The organism is Pseudenemella bisphenolivorans, from assembly GCF_051133435.1.
GTDB lineage: Bacteria > Actinomycetota > Actinomycetes > Propionibacteriales > Propionibacteriaceae > JAAYAO01.
The window spans coordinates 746,101-764,015 of the sequence record NZ_JBPGNY010000001.1 but is presented as its reverse complement, the minus strand read 5'-3'; the positions used below and the strand labels follow the sequence as shown (position 1 = coordinate 764,015).

The window sequence follows — 17,915 nt, the reverse complement described above, 5'->3', positions numbered from 1 at the left end:
TTTTGTCTTTCGGCAAAGACTGTTCTCCCGCGCAAGCGGTCTGCCTTGTTCTCCCCCGGCGAATGGCGGGCCCGGGTAGCGCGATGCCTTGACGCCAAGAAGTCCAGAGAAAGTTTCGCGAAAAGGGTTGACACCCGTCATGCAGGCAGGCACGCTTGGGAAACATCTTATCCCTAAAGTATTTGCTGTCGGCATGGGAGAATCAATGAAGATTGTGAGCGAGCCACTCTCGGCGCCGCGAACACTCGCCCTGGGCGTGATCGGCGTTCTGGGCTCGATGATCGTTGCCGAACTGGTCCTGCGCTCCGGGCTGATTTCCGCCAGCGGACTGCCGATTCCCAGCCGGGTCCTGGCCGGGGCACTGGATTTGCTTCCGGATGCGACATTCTGGGCCGGAGTCGGATTCACCCTGCGTGAGTGGGCGCTCGGAATGCTCATCGCGACGCTGGCAGGCGTGCTGGTCGGTGGCCTGATGGGTGCCTTCCGGCCCGTGTTCCTGGCCTTCGAGTGGCCGATCGAAGCGTTTCGGGTGCTGCCCTCGGTGGCCATCGCGCCCATTCTGATGTTGCTGCTCGGCGGGGGAATGCTGCCCCTGTCCTTGACCGTGGGGTTGTCCTGCGTCTGGCCGATTCTGCTGAACACGTTCTACGGAGTCCGTGGAGTGGACCCGACCACCGTGCAGACCGCGCGATCGTTCGGCTACTCCGAGTTGCAGATCCTGCGGTCGATCAAGATTCCCGCCGCTTTGCCCTTTGCATACACCGGTATTCGCATCTCGGCGGCCATCGGCCTGATCGTCGCGGTCTCCGTGGAGCTTCTCGTGGGGGACGGCTCGGGTATCGGCGGCTACATCCTGACCAACTCGGCCAACGCGACCAATCTGGACGTCGTCTACGCGGCCACGGTGATCGCGGGCGTGATCGGCATCGTGATCAACCTGCTGCTGGCCCGTGCCGATGACCTGATCTTCGCCTGGAAGAAGGGGCTGGCCCAATGAGCCTCCATCCAACCACCCCGGACGTGGTCGACGAAGTCGCCACCGGTCCGCAGAATCACCGAGCCGCTCCGGAGAATCTCGAATCGGCCGGATCGGTTGCCCCGGCATCCCCCGATACCAAGAAGAAGCGTCTCGGCGGAGTGTTGGGCACCATCGGGTTGCGCCTGCTGATTCCCGCGATCATCGTCGCGATCTGGTGGGTGCTGTCGGCACAGGAGACCATCGGGTTGTTCGTGGCCTCGCCGGTCGATGCGGTGGTTACCTTCTACGAAACCTTCGTCGTCGGTGACGCTGTTGTCGCGCATCTGCTTCCCAGTCTTCAGCGCGCGCTGATCGGGCTGTTCCTGGCAATCGTTCTGGGCATCACCATCGGGGTACTCCTCGGTACCTCGGCCGTGCTGCGAGGGCTGTTCCAGCCCCTCGTTCATCTGGGGCGGTCGTTGCCGTCGCCGGCACTGCTCGGTGTCTTCTTCTTCCTCTTCGGTACCGGTGATACGCCCAAGATCTTCCTGATCGCCTTCTCGGTCATCTGGCCGATTCTGCTGAACACCATCGATGGGGTGGCGGCCGTCGGGACCACCCGGGCCCAGGCGGCTCGCGTGTTCCGTATCCCGGCGCACCGGGTGCTGACCCACATCATCCTGCCCGGTGCCGCGCCCAAGATCTTCGCGGGTATCCGGACGTCCATGTCCTTCTCGCTGATTCTGATGATCATCTCCGAGCTGCAGAAATCCGAGAACGGGCTGGGCTACCTGCTCATCCAGAGTCAACGCAACTTCAACTACTCCACCTTCTTCGCCGTCCTGATCATGCTGGTGATCATCGGCGTGGTCTTCAATCTCATCTTCCTGGCCGTCGAACGACGTGTGCTGGCCTGGCATCGAGGAGCGACACAACAACATGACTGAAACCATGAACGTTCCGGAACTCGCGCTACGCGAGGTATCCAAGTCCTACGGCGAGAACATGGCCGTACGCTCCATCACCGCCGACGTACCGGCCCACAAGATCAGCGTCATCGTCGGCCCCTCGGGCTGCGGGAAGTCGACGCTCCTGCGCATCATCTCCGGTCTCGACAAGCCCACCTCCGGGCAGGTGGAGTTCGAGGGCGATCCGGTGACCAGCGTCCCGGAGGGCCTGGCGATGGTTTTTCAGGACTACTCGCGTTCCCTGTTCCCGTGGATGCGGGTCAGTAAGAACGTCGCCTTCCCGATCAAGAGCCTGCCGGCCGCCGAGCGCAACCAGCGGGTACAGGAAGCGATCGAGGCCGTTGGTCTGGCGGGCAAGGAGAACCTCTACCCGTGGGAAATGTCCGGCGGCATGCAGCAGCGCGTGGCCATCGCGCGAGCGCTGGCTTCGCACCCGAAGCTCCTGCTGATGGACGAGCCGTACGCCTCGGTGGACGCACAGACCCGTGCGGATCTCGAGGATCTGCTGATGCGGATCCAGGCCAAGCTCGGCATCACCGTGCTGGTGGTCACCCACGACATCGACGAGAGCGTGTATCTGGCCGATCGGATCATCGTGCTGTCCAAGCCACCGAGTGTGGTGGCCGAGGTCATCGACGTTGACCTCCCGCGCCCACGCGACCATGTCACGACCAAGGCAGATCAACGGTTCGTCGATGTGCGTGCCCATGTCACCACGCTGCTGCGTCGATCCGAAACTGAGCCGGCGCCGGCTGGTTCCTGAACTCAACATCGAAACGACAAGACATCTCTTTCGGAGGTTCCCATGATCAAGAACATGCGCAAGCTGGCTGTGGCCGGCATCGGTGCCGCGCTGTTGCTCACCGCTTGTGGTGGCGGCGGCGATGACGGAAATAGCGGTGGCGGCGACGGTGGCGCCCCGGAGAAGGCGGAGATCACCGTTGGTGTGCTGCCGCTGGCCGACTACTCCACCGTGTACTGGGCCCAGGAGAACGGCTTCTTCGAGAAGGAAGGTCTGACCGTCACCCTCGAGCCGGTTCAGGGTGGCCCGGTCGGAGCGCAGAAGGTTGCCACCGGTGAACTCGACTTCTCGATCTCCAACACCTTCACCACTGCCACGGCCACTCAGTCGGGCATGCCGGTGAAGACCGTCGTGCTGGGGTCGGCGTTGGGGGACAACAGCATCGGCATGTACGTCAAGCCCGATTCCGCCATCAAGGGGATCGAGGACCTGGACGGGAAGACCATCGGTATCAACACCACCAGCAACGTTGGTGATGTGACCTTCCGCGCTTTGGCGAAGGAGAAGGGCATCGAGGTCAATCCCACCTTCGTCGAGGTGCCGTTCCCGGAAATGTTGACCGGTGTGCAGTCCGACTCCATCGACGTCGGCTACGCCCCGGAGCCGTTCCTGTCGGCTGCGCGTAATGCCGATATGCGTCAGGTCGTTGATCTGACGGAGGGTCCGAACAACAAGCTGGCCGTTTCCAACTTCGTTGCTGGCGACAACTTCCTGAACAAGAACCCGAACACCGCGGCCGCCTTCGCCCGTGCGATGTATGCCGCCAACAAGGACATCCTCAGCAAGGAGAAGGAATGGCGTGAGTGGCTGCCGACCGTGACCAAGGTGCCGGCCGACACCGCGCTCGAGATGCCCATGCCGACCTTCATCACCGAAACCGATGTCGCCGAGATTCAGCGCGTCGCCGACATGATGATGGATCAGGGAATCCTCGAATCGGGATACGAGGCCGAGCAGTTCACCTGGACCGAGTGACTGCTTTGACGCCCATTCGCCTCACCCGGCATCCGGGTGATCAGCTCGAGGAGAGGCCTGATGACACAACACGTCGATGACGTCGAACAGATATCGGCTGTCACCGTCGCCCGGTTTCCGGAACTCGGTGAGGTATTGCAGGACGAGGTGCCCATTGCCGGCCAATGGCGGCGAGGAACCGGGAACCTGATCACCTCGATCGACCCCGCAACAGGGGAAGCCTTCGCCGCACTGCACGGCGTCACCATCGAGGACGTGGACACCGCTGCGACCGTGGGGCTCGAAGTGGCCCGAAGCAACTGGGCCGACTGGTTGCCGCACGAGCGTGCCCGAGTGCTCTACCGGATCGGCAACCTGATCGAGGAGCACGCTGAGACGATCTCGATCCTGCAGACGCTCGACACGGGTAAGACCCGGGGTGAGACGTATGCCCTGGCGATGAGCGCGGCCAACACCTTCCGCTACATGGCCAGTGTCCTGGAGACCATGACGGGGGAGATCACCCCGTCGCGGGGTCCATACCTCACCTTCGCGACCTGGGAGCCCATGGGAGTGGTCGGAACGATCACTCCATGGAACTCCCCGATCTCGTCCGATGCGCAGAAGATCGCACCCGCTCTGGCCGCCGGTAATGCGGTTATCGCCAAACCCCCGGTCTGGGCGCCATGGGTGACCATCTTCCTGGCTCGCTTGTGTGAGCGCGCCGGGCTACCGGCGGGCCTGTTGTCGGTGCTGCCCGGCCCGGGACGCTCTGTGGGAGAAGCGATTGTGACCCACCCCATGGTGGGCAAGGTCAGTTTCACCGGAGGCACCAGCACCGGGAAACACCTGGGCGAGTTGGCGGCCCGCAAGGTGATGCCGGTGACTCTCGAACTGGGCGGAAAATCGCCCACGATCATCTTCGAGGACGCCGATGTCGACCAAGCGATCGCCGGAGTGCTGTACGGCATCTTCTCCTCGACCGGACAATCCTGTATCGCAGGGTCCAGGGTCTTCGTTCATCGAAGCATCCACGACGAGTTTCTGGATCGGTTGGTGAAAGCCACCGAGCGACTTGTGGTCGGACCCGGTTCGGATCCGCGCACCCAGGTGGCCCCGCTGGTCACCCATCAGCATCGCGACGGGGTGGCGCAGATGGTCGTTGACGCCATCGCGGCGGGCGCCACTGCGATCACCGGCGGAGCCATCCCGGGTGACCCGGCCTTGGCCGACGGTGCCTACTATTTGCCGACGATCCTGACCGGCGTGACCAACGACGCATCGATCTGCCAGGAGGAGATCTTCGGGCCGGTGGCCGTGGTACTCCCCTTCGACGACGAGGACGAGTTGACCGGACTGGCCAACGACACGTTGTTCGGTCTCGCTTGCGGTATCTGGACCAAGGACCTGGTTCGAGCTTGGCGGGTCGCCAAGAAGGTTCAGGCCGGCACGGTGTGGATCAACACGTACAAGCAGTTCTCGATCTCCACACCGTTCAGTGGGTTGAAGGAGAGCGGTCTCGGCACCGAGAAGGGCCGCAGCGGAATTCTGTCGTACATGAACCAGAAGTCGATCTACGTCGATGTCAGTGGTGAGCCGCTGGCGTGGGCACGCATCAAGGAGTGAATATGACCACCAATCCACACCCCTACAGTCCCGCCTACGAGGTGGGCGGCTTCGGTTTCGTATCCGGCGCCCTGTCGGTCGACGAGCAGGGACAGGCCGTTGCGGGCCGGATGGAAGCCATCGAAGCCGCCACCGCGCGGATGACCGAGCGCCTGGCCACCATCGACATGACGCTGGCGGACGTGGTGAAGACGACGTACTTCGCCACCGATGTTTCGTTGCGCCAAGAGGCCAATGAACACTTCGAGCGAACCTACGCCGAACCTCGCCCCGCCCGCAGTTTCGTGGAGGTCTCCGGCCTTCCGTACGGTGCGACCGTCGAGATCGAAGCCATCGCTCACCGCAGCTGATTCCACCCCAACCGAAAGGAAAACCATGACCGCTCTACAGCCGGGCGCCGACCTCGACGCCCTGATCGATTCGTGCATCGCCTCCCGGGAGACCCGGGTCGAGGACTGGGACACCCTGGGTTTCCAGGCCGAAGCCGGTGGGGATCGTTTCCGTCGCGCCCAGATTCGTTACGTCGGTTCCGGAGCCACCGGCAACCACGAGAGCGACAGCAACATCATTCCGTCGCAGGGCTTCACCTTCTCCAACATGCTGCTTCCCCCCGGCGCGGTGGGTCCCGAGCACACCCACAACGATGTCGAGGAAGCATTCTTCGTGCTCGAGGGTGAGATCGAGGTCTCGGTGCACGATGTGGAGGACGGCACCAAGAAGGCCACGCGCACACTCGGATATCGCGACATCATCGTCGTGCCGGCCGGGGTGCCGCGCAGCCTCGAGAACAAGACGGACAAGGACGCGTTGTTCTGCGTGATCATCGGCACCAAGAAGCCGGAGCTCCCGACCTACCCGGCTTCCTCGGAGATGTACGGAGTGACTCGCTGAGCCCCTTCGGCCGAGCATTGGCCTGAGTTGGGGCTCACCACCCACCTGGAGGAAATGTGGAAACGAATTTCGCGGGCGAAGCCGAACGTCGGACCCTTCGCGTACAGCAGAAGACCTATGAGGCTGATGGGATCACGTCGGTAACTTTCGTGGACCCCAGCGGGGCAATGCTCCCGTCGTGGCGACCGGGCGCCCACCTGGCGCTGCATCTGCCGAACGGCCTCGTCCGCGAATACTCGTTGTGTTCCGATCCGCGTGATACCCGGCACTGGACCGTCGCGGTGCTGCGAACCGCCGATTCCCGTGGTGGTTCGAGCTATGTCCACGATTCACTCCCCGTGGGGGCACGCATCGAGGTGGACGGTCCGCGCGACAACTTCCACCTGGAGAACGCGCCTTCGCACATGCTGATGGCCGGCGGTATCGGCATCACGCCGATCGTGGCGATGGCCAGGGAACTGCAGCGCCGGGGTGAGAACTGGCAACTGTTCTACAGCGGTCGGGCCAGGCCGATGATGGCCTTCCTGGACGAAATCACGGCGTTGCCCCGGGAGCGGGTGCACGTGCATATCGACGACGAATCGGGCAGCTTCCCCGATCTGGTCACCGCACTCGGGTCGCTGGACCCCCGCACGGTCGTCTATGCGTGTGGACCCGAACCGTTCATGCAGGCCGTGGAAGCGGCGATGCCCAACCCCGAGCAGCTGCGGATCGAGCGATTCAAGGCACCGGAGCGGATCGTTCCCGAGGGTGAAGAAGACGGTGCCTTCGAGGTGGTGATCTCCTCCAGTGGTGACAGGGTTCCGGTGGCCGCCGATGAATCCATCCTGGAAGCGCTGGAGGGGGCTGGGGTGGACGTCCCTTCGTCCTGTACCGAAGGAATCTGCGGTACCTGCGAAACCAAGGTGCTCTCGGGTGACATCGACCACCGCGACTTCTTGATGACCCCCGAAGAACACGATCAGGCGGGCACGATGATGATCTGCGTGTCTCGTTGCCGCGGGTCGGAATTGGTGCTGGACATCTAGTCCGCACGAACCTACGAGGAGACATATGCGATACAGCGAACAGCCCGTCGTGCAATTGCGCGGCCTGCGTTCGGCGACCTTGGCCGTGCCGGACCCGAACCTGTCCAAGGACTTCTACTCGGAGGTGTGGGGACTCGGCCTGTCCGATGCCGATGACAGCCGCTTCTGGCTACGCGGCACCGGCCCCGAACACCACATTCTGAAGCTGGAGAAAGCTGAAACGAATCGGCTGGGCAGCATCAACTTCGCCGTGGACACCCCCCGTGATGTCGACGATGCGGTTCGCCGGTTGGAGAAGCTCGGTATCCCTGTCCTGCGTGAGCCGGGCCGCCACGACGAGGCAGCCGGTAGCTACTCATGCGCCTTCGTCGACCCGGAAGGTCGGGTCATCGAACTGTCGGCCGAGGCCAATGCCGTGATCTACCAGGATCAGGACGGCTTCCCCAGTGTGCCGCGTCAGCTTGCGCACGTCGTGCTCAACACCGTCGACATCGAGGCCGCTACTCAGTTCTACACCCAAGTGTTGGGGATGAGGATCTCCGACTGGTCGGAACGGCAGATGGCCTTCCTGCGCTGCACTCCCAAGCATCACGTGATTGCCTTCAATCAGGCGCCGTGGACTTCGGTCAATCACATCGCCTATGAGCTGACGTCGATCGACCACTTCATGCGAGGGATCGGCAATCTGAAGGTGCACGGGATCGAACCCCAATGGGGTCCGGGACGGCACGGACCCGGCAACAACACCTTCAGTTACTTCACCGATCCGGCGAACCTGGTGTGTGAATACACCTCCGAGGTCGAGGAGATCAACGAGGACACCTGGTTGTGCCGCACGTGGCGCCGCACCCCGGAGCTCTCCGACCAGTGGCGCACGGCCGGACCGCCGACCGCAGGCGTCCGCGCCGCGATGGCCGGTGTCGCCGATCGCGGAGCCCGCAACGATGTGTCTGCACCCGAGGGATATTTCCTGCCCGAATCGGCCGATGCCGAGACGGCCGAACAACGTGCGGCCCGGGGCCGGTTCTGAGATGACTGATCAGCACCGGATCCGAACCGCCGGTGGGATCAGTCTGATCACCGCCGGAACGGGGGATCCCATCCTGCTCCTGCACGGGATCGGCGGTTCTGCGGAATCATGTTCACGAGCCGCGCAGCTACTGGCACAGGGGGGCCGGCAGGCGTTCGCCTGGGATGCACCCGGGTACGGACAATCCGATGACCCGGCCGGACCGATCGACCTGTCGGCAACGGTGATCGAACTGCTGGACGAACTGAACCTCGACCGAGTGGTGTTGTTCGGTACTTCGTGGGGCGGTGTGATTGCCACCCGGGTTGCGCTGGAGCACCCCGAACGGGTGCGCGCCCTGGTGCTGGCGGACTCCACCCGAGGGTCGGGCATCACTGTCGAACGCGCCGCCGGAATGCGGGCCCGGGTGGTGGACTTGGAACGTCTCGGTGCGGTCGAATTCGCTGCCGGACGAGCCCCCAAACTGGTGGCTCCGAACGCCGCCCCGGCAACCGCCGAGGCGGTTCGCTCGACCATGGCGCAGGTGAGGGTTCCGGGCTACTCGATGGCCGCCGACTTCATGGCCGAGACCGACCACGGTCCTCGCCTTGCCGAGGTCGACGTCCCCACCTTGGTACTGGTCGGTGAATACGACGTCATTACCGGAGTGGACGAATCGCGTCTGCTCGCCGAGCGAATCCCCGGAGCCGCATTCACGCTGATTGCCGACGCCGGTCACTCAGCGGTGACCGAACGCCCGGACGCAGTCGTGGCTGCGATCGAGGACTTCTTGGAGCAGCAATGAGCAAACTCGCATTGGTGACCGGAGCAGCCCGCGGCCTGGGATACACCATCGCCCGAACCCTCGGTGAGGCCGGATACCGGATGGTGCTGGCCGACATCCGTGGACAGGTTCTTACCGAGACGGTCGAGGACTTGCGGTCCCGTGGCATGGAGGTGCACGGCCTCACCACCGACATCGCCGACGAGGAATCGGTACGCACGCTGGCCGAGCTGTGTGCCGACCACGGCGGCTTGGACGCCCTGGTGAACAACGCCGCACTCGCCGACTCGGTCGGGGGCAAGACCTTCTGGGATCTGGAGTACGCCGATTTTCAGCGGGTCTTGGCGGTGAACACCACGGGTACCTGGCTGGTGTCGAAATACCTGGTTCCGCAGATGATTGCGAAGGGCGCGGGGGCGGTGGTGAACCTCGGATCCGATGCCGCCATCTACGGCTCTCCCCGGTTGATCCACTACATCGCTTCCAAGGGCGCGGTGCTCGCGATGACCCGTGGGATGGCCCGGGAGGTCGGGCCACACGGCATTCGTGTCAACGCCGTGGCGCCGGGCCTCACTCGGGTGGAAGCCACCGAAGGGGTGCCGCCCGAGCGTTACGACCTGTATGCCACCAACCGGGTACTCAACCGGGAGCAGACGCCGCAGGATGTCGCGGACACCGTGGCCTATCTGCTGTCGGAGCGGGCCGGATTCATCACCGGTCAAGTGCTTGCCGTCGACGGCGGCTTCGTGATGCCGCAATGAGCTGAGTGAAAGAGAAGAGCATGGATCTGAAGTTGGCCGGTAAGGCCGTCATCATCACCGGAGCGAGTTCGGGGGTTGGGTTGGCCACCGCTCGGATGTTGGTCGCCGAGGGGGCCCACGTCGTTGGCTGCGCCCGCGATGCGAACCGGCTCGCCGATGTCGCCGAGGAGTTGCACGGGCCGGGCTCGTTCACCGGTGTGGCAGGTGACGTTCTGGTGGCTGAAGACATGCAGAACCTGGTCGCGCGGACTCTGGAACGACACGGCAGGCTGGACGGCCTGGTGTGCAATGCCGGCCGGTCGCTGATGGCTCCGCTGGACGAAACCACCGACGAACAGATCCGTGAAGAGTTCGACCTCAAAGTTTTCGGGGTACTGCACCTGGTTCGAGCCGCCGAACAGCACTTGGCGGCTTCGGACGCGGGGAGTGTGGTGGTGATCAATGCGATTCTGGCTCGGCAGCCCGAGCACCGGTTGCCGGTGACATCGGCCGCTCGCGCCGCCCTGTTGAACCTGACCAAGACGCTGTCGAACGAACTGGGAACCGCCGGCACCCGAGTCAACTCGGTATCGCTGGGGTTGGTGGACACCGGTCAGTGGCGTCGGCGTTACGAGGCTTCGGGGTCGGAACTGGATTACGACCAGTGGAGCGCCGAGACGGTTGCCGACCGAGGGATCGTGCTCGGCCGTTTCGGCCGCGCCGAGGAAGTCGCCTTTCCCATCGTCACGTTGCTGTCTCCGCTGAGCGGGTACTGCACCGGCGCCACGATCGACGTCGGTGGCGGCGTCTCCCGCTACATCTGAAAAGGACTGGTTGATGTCAATGACCAATACAAGTCGCACCACGGGTGGTGACGTGCTTGTCGAGGTGATGAAGAAGCACGGGATCGACACGGCCTTCGGCGTGATCAGCGTGCACAATCTGCCCTTGGTGGAGGCGGTCGCCCGCGACCTGCGATTCGTCGAGATGCGGCACGAAGCGGCCTGCGTCAGCGCTGCGGATGGTTATGCCCGTGCCACCGGGAAGATCGGCATTGCGATCACCAGTACCGGAACCGGTGCCGGCAATGCGGCCGGGTCGATGATCGAAGCACTCACTGCAGGTAGCCGGGTACTGCACATCACGGGCCAGGTCGACTCCGAGTATGTGGCGCACCCGCGCGGAGTGATTCACGAGTTCCCGGCCCAGTTGGACATGCTCACCGCTATCTCCAAACACGCGGCACGGGTGGAATCGGTGACCCAGTGTCGCCAGGTGCTCGAGGACGCGATCGCGCACATCGAGCGCGCCCCGAGTGGGCCGGCCAGTGTTGAATGGCCCTCGGACCTGCAATATCTCGCCGAACCCGACGACCAGGCGTTCACGCCGTTGGAGATGCCCGCCCTCCCACACCCGGACCAAGCCGACCTGGAGCGGGCCGCAGGCTTGCTCAGGGCTGCCCGCCGTCCAATGTTCTGGTTGGGTGGGGGTGCCGCCAGTGCCGCAGAGCCACTCACCGAGCTGGCCGAACGTCTCGGTGCTGCCGTGGTGACGTCCAACTCGGGTCGCGCCGTGGTCAGGGAGGACAACGAGCTGGTGATCGGAAACTTCGGTTCCGATCCCGGTACCGCCGACCTGCTCGGTCAGGCAGACCTGATGTTGGCGGTGGGCACGCACTTCCGGTCCAACGAAACCAAGAGCTATGCCCTGAAACTGCCCGCCACGAGCATCGCGGTGGATGTGGATGCAGCCGCCTTGGGTCGCGTCTACCCCTGCGATGTCGGACTGCACGGCGATGCCGGGGCGGTGATCGAGGACCTCCTGGCACTGGTCCCCGACTCCGCGACCGAACCCGGCTGGCGCGACAAGGTCGTCACCACCCGCAATGCGGTGCGCGGTGCCCTCGACGAGGCGATCGGCGGTTACTCGGACATTTGCACCGCGTTGAACGAGTTGCCCGAGGGCAGCATCGTCGCCCGCGATGTCACCATCCCGTCCAGCCAGTGGGGCAACCGCCTGCTTCGGTTCGTCGATCGACGCTCGAACATCTTTCCGCTCGGGGGTGGCATCGGGCAGGGCCTGGGCATGGCGATCGGCGCCTCGGTTGGGCGTCCGGATGTACCGACCATCGCCTTCGTCGGCGATGGCGGCCTGGCCGTGCACTTGGGAGAACTGGGCGCCCTGGTCCAATCCGGCGCCCGGTGCACGGTACTGGTGTTCAACGATTGCGGCTACGGAGTGCTGCGCAATATGCAGAAGGCCAATGGCTTCGCCGAAGTTGCTTGCGACCTGGCCACACCCGACTTCGCCAAACTCGCCGAATCCTACGGGATGCCGTTCTGGCGCGCCGATGGTGCAACACCATTCGCCGAAGTCCTCGGTGCCGCCGTGAACGTCGCCGGCCCCGCGATGGTCGAGGTCGTGATCGACAAGCTCGACCCCAGTCCGCGCCCATTCACACCGCCTGTCCATGTTCCGAGCAAGGGAGCCCACCATGGCTGAACCGAATCCGATGGATGCAGAGAAGTTGAGCGGCCCAGTGTTGGCATTGCTGGCCGCGGACGACCCGGAGGACTACTTCGACCGTCAACAGCGGCACTTGGGTGCGCAGGTGTGGCGCTCTCCGGCCGACGTCGACGACACGGCTTGGCTGACAGCAGCCCGTGAGGCGCTGTCCGAGACCGGGCAGGGGCACCCGGTGCACGTGATCGCCGGTGCCGCCATGGCCGCTCGCGCACTGCGATTGGTCGCCGACCAGCCGGTTGCCACATCCAGTTTGCAACTGGTCGACCCGGATCTCGACACGAACGACCCGACACTGCGCGACACGATGTCTCTCGTCGAGACTCCGACCTTGGTGGTGGTGGCAGCCCCGGATCGAGCCACCACGTTCGCCAAGGCCCAGAGCATTGCCGGCGGTGTTCCGAACGGCGTGATGGTCATCATCGACGACCAGCAGCCCCCGGCCCACCGCACTTCACCCGAGGCATTCAACGAATGGGTGACCGCCTTCATGCACATCGCGGAAGGCCTGTACGACATGCGATCGCAGTCCAACGAAGGAGTAGACCAGTGAAGTCGCAGTACCTGGAGATGAACCAAACCCACCCCGAACCGATCAGCCCGTACGAGCAGAAGCTCTCGGGCGCGATCATGGAGGTGTTCGGGCGGGGGACACACGACCTGCCGGGACTGATCGCCGGCCTGAACGGTCTGGGGCTCACCGCGCCTGATGGCGGCGAGTGGACCGAAGAATCTTTCCGCTCCGAGATGCGTCGATTGGGAGAATGAGATGTCTGTCACCACCACCAAGAAGAAGGCCGTCAAGGCCAAGAACGTCGTCGGCACCCGGCGCACTCTGACCGCCGAGGAACTTGCAGCCCAAGGGCTGCGCAACCGGTGGTACCCGGTCGTCCCCTCCCGTTTCGTGGGCCCGGGCGAAATGCTGCCGGTCAAACGCCTCGGCGTCGACTGGCTGTTGTTCCGCAACGCCCAGGGTGAGTTGTCGATGCTCGAAGACCGTTGCCCGCACCGCAGCGCCCCGCTTTCGGTGGGCCAGCACCTCGGGGATCGGGTCGCCTGTAAGTACCACGGTGTCCAGGTCGATGGGACGGGCACGGTGGTCTCCGTGCCTGGCATGCCCGGCTGCGCCCTGGAGGGTCGTCGAGCGACCGTTTCGCTCAAGGTGGTCGAGGCGGTGGACACGGTGTTCGCCTTCTTTCCCCTGACCGATGAGGACGAGCCGACCGAGTTCGTACTGCCGAAACGCTTGGCGGACGAGGAGAACTCCTGGTTCCTCAACTACGCGGAATGGGCCGGTCCCTGGCGTTTCTACATGGACAACGTGCTCGACCCGATGCACGGCGCCTTCCTGCACCGTGAATCACACTCGATGTTCGGGGGCGACACCTCTGCTCGCTTCCGGATCCGCGAGACCGGCCACGGTTTCTTCTTCGAGAAGACCGACCAGCGCGGAGTGAACTTCGACTGGGTCGAGTTCACCCGGGACGCCACGGACCACGTGGATCTCGAGATCCCCTATGCCGCTCACGCCGGCCCCGGCGGCAGCTTCGGCATCGTGGGTATGGCTGTACCCATCGACGAGAACTCGTCGGGCATCTTCCACTGGCGCACCCGGCGGGTGCAGGGCTGGGAACGGGAAGTCTGGCGATTCCTGTACAAGACGCGGCTGGAAGCCGACCACTGGCATGTGCTGGAGCAGGACCGAACCGTCCTGGAATGTCTGGCTGCCGATGCCGACGTGGACGAGCACCTGTACCAGCACGACCTGGGCGTTGCGCGAATCCGGCGGATGTACAAGGCCGATGCCCAGGCGCAGGCCGAGTTGCTGCAGCCGACCGATGGCTAACCCCGGGGCCGAGGAGTTCGACGCCGAGACGCTCCTGCTGACCGTCATTCTGCGGCACGACCAGTCGCAGAACATGTCGCAGCAGCAGGAGCGGCTCGCCGCCGCCGCATGGTGGACCGGGTTTCCGCCGGAGGGCTGCGAGATCGTCTCCTGGGTGGTGGCGATGGGTGTCGGACAGATAGTGACGCTGCGGATTCCACCGAACAAACTGAACAAGGTCAACGTCGAGATCGAACGCCGTGCCTGGGGCGTCTTCCGAACCGAGTTCTACCCGACCTACGACTTCCTCCCGGTGCGCGAGCGGCTCACCAGGGAGGCCGAGGAACTGCGAGGTGACCAGTGAGAATCGTGGCGGAGACCGTACCGGAGCCACCCCGTCCCGGCATGTTCAGCAATGCCCGTGTGGTGGGTGACCAATTCTTCATTTCGGGGATGCATGCCGGCACCCCGGACGGGCCGGTGGGCGGCGATGATGCCTATCTGCAGGCACAAGAGGCTTTCCGGCGAGTCATTGCGCTGACCGAAGCCTGCGGTGCCCGGGCCGGCGACATAGTCGTGTTGCGCGTGTATCTGACCGATATCGAGGACAAAGCGGCGGTCGGCAGAGCCCGATCAGAGGTGTTCTCCGGCACCATGCCGACATCGACGTTGGTGGAGGTCTCTGCTTTCGTCGAACCGGGCTTGGTCGTCGAGATCGAGGCCCAGGGGGTAATCGGAAGCGGGAGTCAGGCTTCGCGCGGATAGAGCCCCGGCTCTGCGGCGCAGATCGAATCGAACAAGACGGCGAGCAGGCCGGCCAACTGGCTGACCTGCTCGTCGGTCATTCCGGACAGCAACCGGGCCAGGTTGTCGTAGTGGGCCACTGCTGCTCGTTCGATGGTTCGCAGGCCCGATGCCGTCAACTGCACATGCACGATCCGCTGGTCGTGTTCGTCGCGATGGCGCACCACCAGCCCTTCCTTCTCCAACCGGTTCACCCGCAAGGACAGCCCGCCGGTGGTGATGAGCGTTTGCTGAGCAAGTTCCCCCGCCGTCAGGGTGAAGGTCGGTTCGGCCCGGCGCAGGGCAGCGAGTACGTCAAACCCTGGTTCCGTCGTGCCCACCTTCTCGAACTGGGCGTTGATGGCGGCGCGGTAGAGCAAGAACGAGCGGTGCAGGCGGCCGAAGATCTCCAATGGGCTGACATCAAGTTCGGGCCATACCTTGCCCCAGTGCTCAACGATCGTTGAGACGGCGTCGATGGGCTCCGAAGAGGTGCGGGGGGAGTCGTTTGCTGGCACCGCCTCAGTGTATGGCCTCACCCGGTGACGGGATCGGCGCCTTCCGTTGCTCGCCTTCTTGGTGCTCTGGGTCATCGTGCGCCCCCCAGGCGATGCAACTCGGCATAGAAGCGATCCACCGAGGCCTGCGCTGTTTGCCCGAATCGCTCATTGCGGATCCGGCAGGTCTCCGCGTCTTCCTCGGCACCTGCCTCGCCGACCTTGCGGGATTCGTCGCGGGCGAAGGTGCATACCGGGTGACGAAGTGCGGTGAAGGCCTGACAGACTGCGTCAACCTCATCGCTTTGGTCCAGCAGTCGGGCCAGCACGACGGCATCCTCCAGCGCCATCGCGCCGCCCTGTCCCATGAAGGGCGTGCTGGCGTGGGCCGCATCACCGATCACCAGGACCCGGCCTCGGTGCCAGGGGGGTGGCAGGTCAACCTCCTCGACAGCCGTGTAGAGCACTTCGGATTCAGGACCCAGCTCGTCGAGAAACTGACGAGCCGGGTCTGCGTACTCGGCGAAGGCAGCGGCCATTCTTTCGGGCCAGGTAGCCGGTTCGTGGCGGCGCTTGGCCGGGTCGTGGACAGTGCCGAAGAGGTACAGCCGATCATCGCTGATCGGCATGATGCCGAGTCGGGTGCCGACCCCCATCATCATGATCTTGTCGACCAGATCGGGCGGACGTCGGTGTACCGAGCGCCAGATACCGAAGCCGGAATACCGTGGTTGGTTACCGGGGGCGACACGCTGGCGCAGGGGAGACCGGACCCCCTCGCAGCCCACCACCAGATCGAATTCGTTCATCGTGCCGTCGGAGAGCGTGACGCGCACTTTCTCACCCACCTCGTTCAGCGTGGAGATGGTGGTACCGAGCTGGGTAACCACCCCGAGGTCGCCGAGGCGGTCGGCGAGAACCCGGTGCAGTTCGGCACGCTTGATTCCCGCGATCGCCGGAATGGCTCCGTCCCGTGCGGTCGGGTAGTGGGTCACCGCCAGTTCCCGACCGGTGTGGTCGAGATACACGTTGCGGCCCTGGGGGATCACGAATCCGGCACTCAGGACAGCGGGCAGAACCCCGAGGTGCTCGAGGGACTGCAAGGCGTTCGAGTACAGGAAAATGCCCGAACTCGCGAAGGCCCAAACGGATTCCCGCTCGATCAGGCGCACGTGATGGCCACGTTCCGCCAAGGCAATGGCAGCTGCACAGCCGGCAATGCCGGCGCCGACCAGCAAGATATCTTGGCGGTGAGACATATGGCTACGATAGCGAAGCTGTGCCGTCTCCGAAAGGGCAGCTGCCCTATTGACAGGAGCAGGGATAGCAAAGAGGCTTAGCGAAAAGATTATTCATGGCTAGGTGGGGTGTGGCATGCGGGTTGGCATCATCGGTGGCGGTATCGGTGGCTTGGCGTTGGCAGTCGGGCTGATGCAACGGGGCGTGGACGTGAGGGTCTTCGAACGCACTGCCGCCTTCGGGCAAGTGGGGGCGGATATCAACCTCACCCCCAACGCCACCCGTGCGGTGGATGGCCTCCACCCCGATCTGGGCAGGCACCTGAGAGAGGTTGCGGCCCGCCCGGCCCGACGGCTGAGCCGAGTCTGGGACACCGGCGAGATCACCTCCGATCTGCCGATGAGCGACGAGGCCGAGCGCAAATACGGTGCACCGCAACTGACCATTCATCGAGCAGCGCTGCTCGACGGGCTCAAGGACCTGCTGCCCGACGGCGTGTTGTCGTTGGGCAAGAGACTGACCCGGTTCAGCACTGCGGACGACAACGTTACAGGCCATTTCGCCGACGAAACCACCGACACCGTGGACGCGTTGATCGGGGCCGACGGCATCCACTCGGTCGTTCGTACGCAGTTGTTCGGCGCAGATCAAGCCGAGTACACCGGCCTCGTTGCCTACCGCGCCGTTGTCCCGACAAGTCGGTTGACCGATGTGCCGAACTTGGACGCGTTCACCAAGTGGTGGGGGCCGGACCCGTCGACCCAGATCGTGACCTTCCCCCTCAACCGTGGCCATGACACCTTCATCTTCGCCACGGTCGCCCAGCCGGAATGGAACGAGGAGTCCTGGACCAGCGAGGCCGATGCCGACGAGTTCCGCCATCACTACGCAGAATTCCACCCCGACGCCCGGCGCCTGATCGACGCGTGTGACACCGTGATGAAATCCGCCTTGCGGGTTCGGGAGCCCATGGAGTCGTGGGGTGAGGGACGCGTCACTCTGCTCGGTGACGCCTGCCATCCGATGACCCCGTTCATGGCACAGGGCGCGGGCCAGGCGCTCGAGGATGCCGTCGTGCTCACCCGCGCGCTGACCGAAGGGGAGGGTGGTGTCGCAGAACGACTGCGTCGATATGAGCGTGCCCGCCGCGAGCGCACTGCACGGATCCAACTCGGCTCGCGGGCCAATGATTGGCTCAAGGACGGGCAGGACGGCGATTGGCTGTACGGGCATGACGTGTGGACCGTCTCGTTGGACTGACGGGTGATCCCGGGCCGGGTCGGCTGTT

At 64.3% G+C, this 17,915-nt stretch carries 21 protein-coding genes; 19 read left to right on the top strand and 2 right to left on the bottom strand.

The features are described from left to right. Positions 1-139 precede the first annotated feature (139 nt). From ACR4XW_RS03725 to ACR4XW_RS03640, 18 genes are all read left to right on the top strand, one after another. Positions 140-997: an ABC transporter permease gene (locus tag ACR4XW_RS03725; protein WP_434759157.1), complete on the top strand. Its 858-nt coding sequence runs from the start codon at positions 140-142 to the stop codon at positions 995-997. Next, positions 994-1,905, top strand: a complete 912-nt coding sequence (locus ACR4XW_RS03720) for an ABC transporter permease (RefSeq protein ID WP_434759156.1) — start codon at positions 994-996, stop codon at positions 1,903-1,905. The genes ACR4XW_RS03725 and ACR4XW_RS03720 overlap by 4 nt, the downstream gene beginning before the upstream one ends. Continuing rightward, positions 1,898-2,689, top strand: a complete 792-nt coding sequence (locus ACR4XW_RS03715; protein WP_434759155.1) for an ABC transporter ATP-binding protein — start codon at positions 1,898-1,900, stop codon at positions 2,687-2,689. The genes ACR4XW_RS03720 and ACR4XW_RS03715 overlap by 8 nt, the downstream gene beginning before the upstream one ends. A gap of 42 nt (positions 2,690-2,731) precedes the next feature. After that, entirely contained in the window at positions 2,732-3,703 is a 972-nt protein-coding gene (locus tag ACR4XW_RS03710) for an ABC transporter substrate-binding protein (protein ID WP_434759154.1), read from the top strand. Positions 3,704-3,763: 60 nt separating this feature from the next. Next, positions 3,764-5,308 carry an aldehyde dehydrogenase family protein gene (locus ACR4XW_RS03705; RefSeq protein WP_434759153.1) on the top strand — a complete coding sequence of 515 codons (1,545 nt, stop codon included), beginning with the start codon at positions 3,764-3,766 and terminating at the stop codon, positions 5,306-5,308. A gap of 2 nt (positions 5,309-5,310) precedes the next feature. Continuing rightward, positions 5,311-5,658, top strand: a complete 348-nt coding sequence (locus ACR4XW_RS03700; protein WP_434759152.1) for a RidA family protein — start codon at positions 5,311-5,313, stop codon at positions 5,656-5,658. Between the two features lie 25 nt (positions 5,659-5,683). Next, positions 5,684-6,199, top strand: coding sequence for a cupin domain-containing protein (locus tag ACR4XW_RS03695; RefSeq protein WP_434759151.1), 516 nt, complete (start codon positions 5,684-5,686; stop codon positions 6,197-6,199). Between the two features lie 338 nt (positions 6,200-6,537). Then, complete coding sequence (locus ACR4XW_RS03690; protein ID WP_434759150.1) at positions 6,538-7,227, top strand: PDR/VanB family oxidoreductase; 690 nt, start codon at positions 6,538-6,540, stop codon at positions 7,225-7,227. A gap of 25 nt (positions 7,228-7,252) precedes the next feature. Then, positions 7,253-8,257 (top strand): VOC family protein, encoded by a 1,005-nt coding sequence (locus ACR4XW_RS03685; RefSeq protein WP_434759149.1) that lies wholly within the window; start codon positions 7,253-7,255, stop codon positions 8,255-8,257. Position 8,258: 1 nt separating this feature from the next. Continuing rightward, positions 8,259-9,041 (top strand): alpha/beta fold hydrolase, encoded by a 783-nt coding sequence (locus tag ACR4XW_RS03680; protein ID WP_434759148.1) that lies wholly within the window; start codon positions 8,259-8,261, stop codon positions 9,039-9,041. Further along, positions 9,038-9,781, top strand: coding sequence for a 3-oxoacyl-ACP reductase family protein (locus ACR4XW_RS03675; RefSeq protein WP_434759147.1), 744 nt, complete (start codon positions 9,038-9,040; stop codon positions 9,779-9,781). The genes ACR4XW_RS03680 and ACR4XW_RS03675 overlap by 4 nt, the downstream gene beginning before the upstream one ends. A gap of 20 nt (positions 9,782-9,801) precedes the next feature. Then, on the top strand, positions 9,802-10,584 hold the full coding sequence (locus ACR4XW_RS03670) for an SDR family oxidoreductase (RefSeq protein ID WP_434759146.1): 783 nt from the start codon (positions 9,802-9,804) through the stop codon (positions 10,582-10,584). A gap of 13 nt (positions 10,585-10,597) precedes the next feature. Then, positions 10,598-12,262 (top strand): thiamine pyrophosphate-binding protein, encoded by a 1,665-nt coding sequence (locus ACR4XW_RS03665; RefSeq protein WP_434759145.1) that lies wholly within the window; start codon positions 10,598-10,600, stop codon positions 12,260-12,262. Beyond that, complete coding sequence (locus tag ACR4XW_RS03660; protein ID WP_434759144.1) at positions 12,255-12,836, top strand: alpha/beta fold hydrolase; 582 nt, start codon at positions 12,255-12,257, stop codon at positions 12,834-12,836. Before ACR4XW_RS03665 ends, ACR4XW_RS03660 begins: the two co-directional genes overlap by 8 nt. Further along, the gene (locus ACR4XW_RS03655; RefSeq protein WP_434759143.1) at positions 12,833-13,051 is read left to right on the top strand and encodes a recombinase-like helix-turn-helix domain-containing protein; all 219 of its coding nucleotides are present in this window, start codon (positions 12,833-12,835) and stop codon (positions 13,049-13,051) included. Before ACR4XW_RS03660 ends, ACR4XW_RS03655 begins: the two co-directional genes overlap by 4 nt. Position 13,052: 1 nt before the next feature. After that, positions 13,053-14,129, top strand: coding sequence for a Rieske 2Fe-2S domain-containing protein (locus tag ACR4XW_RS03650; protein ID WP_434759142.1), 1,077 nt, complete (start codon positions 13,053-13,055; stop codon positions 14,127-14,129). Continuing rightward, entirely contained in the window at positions 14,122-14,472 is a 351-nt protein-coding gene (locus ACR4XW_RS03645) for a hypothetical protein (RefSeq protein ID WP_434759141.1), read from the top strand. Before ACR4XW_RS03650 ends, ACR4XW_RS03645 begins: the two co-directional genes overlap by 8 nt. Before the next feature lie 41 nt (positions 14,473-14,513). Next, positions 14,514-14,873, top strand: coding sequence for a Rid family hydrolase (locus ACR4XW_RS03640; protein WP_434759140.1), 360 nt, complete (start codon positions 14,514-14,516; stop codon positions 14,871-14,873). Here the strand turns inward: ACR4XW_RS03640 and ACR4XW_RS03635 are convergent. Both ACR4XW_RS03635 and ACR4XW_RS03630 read right to left on the bottom strand, forming a co-directional pair. Beyond that, the gene (locus ACR4XW_RS03635; protein WP_434759139.1) at positions 14,855-15,484 is read right to left on the bottom strand and encodes a MarR family winged helix-turn-helix transcriptional regulator; all 630 of its coding nucleotides are present in this window, start codon (positions 15,482-15,484) and stop codon (positions 14,855-14,857) included. The genes ACR4XW_RS03640 and ACR4XW_RS03635 overlap by 19 nt on opposite strands. Continuing rightward, positions 15,481-16,647, bottom strand: a complete 1,167-nt coding sequence (locus ACR4XW_RS03630; RefSeq protein WP_434759138.1) for an FAD-dependent oxidoreductase — start codon at positions 16,645-16,647, stop codon at positions 15,481-15,483. Before ACR4XW_RS03630 ends, ACR4XW_RS03635 begins: the two co-directional genes overlap by 4 nt. A 115-nt stretch (positions 16,648-16,762) precedes the next feature. Here ACR4XW_RS03630 and ACR4XW_RS03625 point away from each other — a divergent pair, with 115 nt between their 5' ends. Beyond that, positions 16,763-17,887, top strand: coding sequence for an FAD-dependent monooxygenase (locus ACR4XW_RS03625; protein WP_434759137.1), 1,125 nt, complete (start codon positions 16,763-16,765; stop codon positions 17,885-17,887). Positions 17,888-17,915: the final 28 nt, after the last annotated feature.